Source organism: Candidatus Latescibacterota bacterium (genome assembly GCA_019038625.1).
Classification (GTDB): domain Bacteria; phylum Krumholzibacteriota; class Krumholzibacteriia; order Krumholzibacteriales; family Krumholzibacteriaceae; genus JAGLYV01.
This window is the reverse complement of record JAHOYU010000032.1, coordinates 1-3,272: the sequence shown is the minus strand read 5'-3', so window position 1 is coordinate 3,272 and position 3,272 is coordinate 1. Positions and strand designations below refer to the sequence as shown.

Here is a 3,272-nt window from a genome sequence, read left to right as displayed (position 1 = left end):
TCTGCCGGGCCTGCGACCAGGCACCTGATATCTGAAGTGCGCGGTAAGGTACATCCTGAATCCAGACTGATAGCAAAAGTGACTGGTGGGTCGATCGGAGGTTACAGGGGGAATGACAGCCTTGTGGCCAATATAGGAGGCAATACTTTACTCAGTGTAGTTGAAATACTGGTCGAAGAGGAGATCGATATCGAGGGGATGCATACTGGGGGGGAGAAGGAACGGAAGGTAATCTTCGACCTGGAGACAGGTGACGTAATGATAATGTTTGGAATAAGAAATAAATCCGGGAAGGAAATCGCAGTGATCTGAATGATCACAGATCAGGAGAACTTATGGGGATCACAGTATTGTGCGCCGACGATTCTAAACATGTTCTTGCCATGATAGTCAGGTTGATCTCATCGATGCCCGAGGTGGATAAGGTCCATAAGGTGACTAACGGTGAGGAGGCTGTGCGCTACGTAACCATGTATAACCCGGATATTATCACCCTGGATCTAAAGATGCCTATTCTCGATGGATTGCAGGCGCTGAAAAAGATCAGGTCGATTTCATCGATCCCGGTGATCATGGTCAGTTCGTATACCCAGCCAGGAGCTTTTGCTACGATAGAGGCTCTGGAAGAGGGAGCTTTCGGTTTCATTTCCAAGCCGGCAAGCGGCCGTCCCGACGACATGCTCAAGATGAGGGATGATCTCGAAAAGATGATAAGGGCAGCTGTCAGTGCAAGTAAGGATAAGGAAGAGGTTTCAGCAACGAGTGTGGAGGAAGAAAGTATATTCTTCAGGCCGGACCGGAAAGATTTCGATGCAATTGCAAGCAAGCTCGACGACAACAGTTTTTTTACAATCGAGCAGAAGAAATGTTTTGAAGCTGTAGTGATCGGTTGCTCCGCCGGAGGTCCCAGGGCGCTTTCAATGATACTTCCCCAGATCCCGGCCTGGTTTCCATGGCCGATCTTGATCGTTCAACATATGCCCGGATTCTTTACGAGCTATTTTGCCAGGACTCTCGATCAAAAATGTGCTTTGACTGTAAAGGAAGCAGTGGACGGGGAAACAGCAAAACCCGGATTCATCTATATCGCTCCCGGGGAGAATCATATGCGGATACGTAAACTCGGTGGCGCGGTGAAAATATCCCTGGACAGTGAGTTTCCAGAAGTATCCGGAGCCAGACCATCGGTGGACGTATTGCTGGATTCGGTCGCCGCATCTATCGGAGACAAAGCTGTCGGGATAATCCTTTCCGGAATGGGCATCGATGGTGCAAATGGTATGTTGAAGATGAAGAAGGCCGGGGCTGTTACTGTCGTTCAGGACAGGCAGTCATCCCTGATCTATGGAATGGCCGGGACTGCCCTTAAACTCGGGGCAGTCGGACATGTGGTCAATCTGGACGATCTTCCGCTTTTCCTCTTATACTCCCCGATCGCACGGAAAACTCATATCGGCGAAGTCTGATAGCGCACGCGGCCCTGAGCTTGACAGGATAAAATCGGTTGTAGCTTTTCCAGGGATATCATAAGATTCACCCTCAGGGAGATCGGTCTTTCATCGGAGAGGTTCGCGTGGGATTGTACTGGTCTATATTTTTCGCTTTTCTCAGGGTCGGGACGTTCGGCTATGGCGGAGGCCCCGCTCTAATACCACTCATCGAAGATGAGGTCGTGCATAACTACGCATGGCTCACGGCGGAGGAATTTATAGACGCCCTTGCCATGGCCAATGCCTTGCCAGGCCCGATAGCGACGAAACTGGCTATATGCATCGGACTGAAGACCGGTGGTGTGATCGGGGCGTTCTCTGCGCTAACAGCAATACTGCTGCCATCGAGTATCTTTATCATCATTCTAAGCATTCTCTATTACAAGTTCAGAAATGTGCCCTCAGTGCAGGGGATGATAAGGGGGATCAGGCCGGTTGTCATCGCGTTGCTGATGGTCACCGTGGCTCATCTGGCTCCGAGATCTGTCTGTTCCTGGGACACTGTGATGATAGCTTTGGCCGCTTTTTTGGTAGTCTTTTTTCTGAAGGTCCATCCGATTTATACAATAGCCGCGGCAGCTGTCGTCGGACTGATTTTTTACAGATAAAAAGGGAGTTGTTCTTTGCCGGACTTTGAGGAGAGAGGGTATTTTTCCGAGCCTGACAGGATGGAGTTTTCATCTATTGTGAGGAAGGTGGAAAGTGGTCCGGACGGGCTGAGCAGGATATGGCTCGATCGGACTTTTTTCTATCCCGAATCCGGGGGACAGCCATCCGACAGGGGAACTCTCGGTGGACAAAAGGTTGTCCTTGTCCTGGAAGACAACAATGGTGTCTGCCACCATATCGATGGCGTGCTGTCAGTGGGAGAGACTGTTGTGGGAGAGATAGAACGTGAAAGGCGGCTGGATCATACAAAGCAACATTCAGGGCAGCACCTTTTATCGAGAGTATTTCTGGAGATGTGCGGGTTGCAGACCGTTGGATTTCATCTCGGGGAGGATATGTCGACAATAGACCTCGACAGGGAAATCGGACCAGAGGGGATGAAAGACAAGGTCGAGAGAAGAGTCAACGAGATCATTCTGGAGAACATTCCAATCACATCGAGAGTGGTATTGAGGGCTGAGTATGAAGAAATTCGAGAGAAGCAGGACGAAAAATCCAGGATCCGCAGCAGGTTACCGGAAGATGTCGATAGTGTCAGGATAGTCGATGTGGAGGGCGTGGATGTTTCATCCTGCTGTGGTACTCATTGCGGCTCGACCGGTCAGATCGGACTTCTGAAGATCACGGGTCTCGAAAAAGTCAGAAGCGGGACAAGGATCGAGTTCGTATGTGGAATGCGCTCGTTGACTGATTATTCTGAAAAACATGTTCTCGCTGACAGATTGGCAAGAATATTCACCACTGACTGGAGAGAGACCGGAACGGCAGTCGAGAAACTGTTCGAGGAGAGCAGGAAGCTCCGAAAAGAAAAATCGGAGCTCGCCCGTGAACTCGCCTCACACATGGCCAGTGAAATGGATGAACCCGATATGACAATAGGTGAGACGGGGATATTTGTAAGGGAATTCGATGGAACTGATCCTGGAGAATTACGGGAGATGGTGAATAAAATAAAGGAATTACCTGGCAGGGTAGTACTTTTTGGCATCAGGGGGGAAAGGCCTGGATTGATTTTCGCCTGTTCCGAAGGTGTGTCGATCGATATGGGTGGTATTATGGGACCTGCAGCGACTCTTATGGGTGCCAGGGGAGGGGGACGTGGTGTTTTCGCGC

The 3,272-nt window shown here is 50.2% G+C and carries 4 protein-coding genes; all 4 read left to right on the top strand.

All coding sequences use genetic code 11. From position 1 onward, the window contains the following. On the top strand, window positions 1-312 hold a 312-nt coding region (locus KOO63_02350), incomplete at its 5' end, for a hypothetical protein (GenBank protein MBU8920678.1). Between the two features lie 23 nt (window positions 313-335). Further along, entirely contained in the window at window positions 336-1,466 is a 1,131-nt protein-coding gene (gene cheB / locus KOO63_02345; GenBank protein ID MBU8920677.1) for a chemotaxis-specific protein-glutamate methyltransferase CheB, read from the top strand. A 107-nt stretch (window positions 1,467-1,573) separates the two neighbouring features. Beyond that, the gene (locus KOO63_02340) at window positions 1,574-2,098 is read left to right on the top strand and encodes a chromate transporter (protein ID MBU8920676.1); all 525 of its coding nucleotides are present in this window, start codon (window positions 1,574-1,576) and stop codon (window positions 2,096-2,098) included. Window positions 2,099-2,113: 15 nt separating this feature from the next. Beyond that, the coding region (locus tag KOO63_02335; GenBank protein ID MBU8920675.1) for a hypothetical protein at window positions 2,114-3,272 on the top strand (1,159 nt) is incomplete at its 3' end.

What these genes read in the sequence shown, in the direction of transcription:
- cheB (MBU8920677.1), top strand. Translation starts at nt 336, where the DNA reads ATGGGGATCACAGTATTGTGCGCCGACGATTCTAAACATGTTCTTGCC.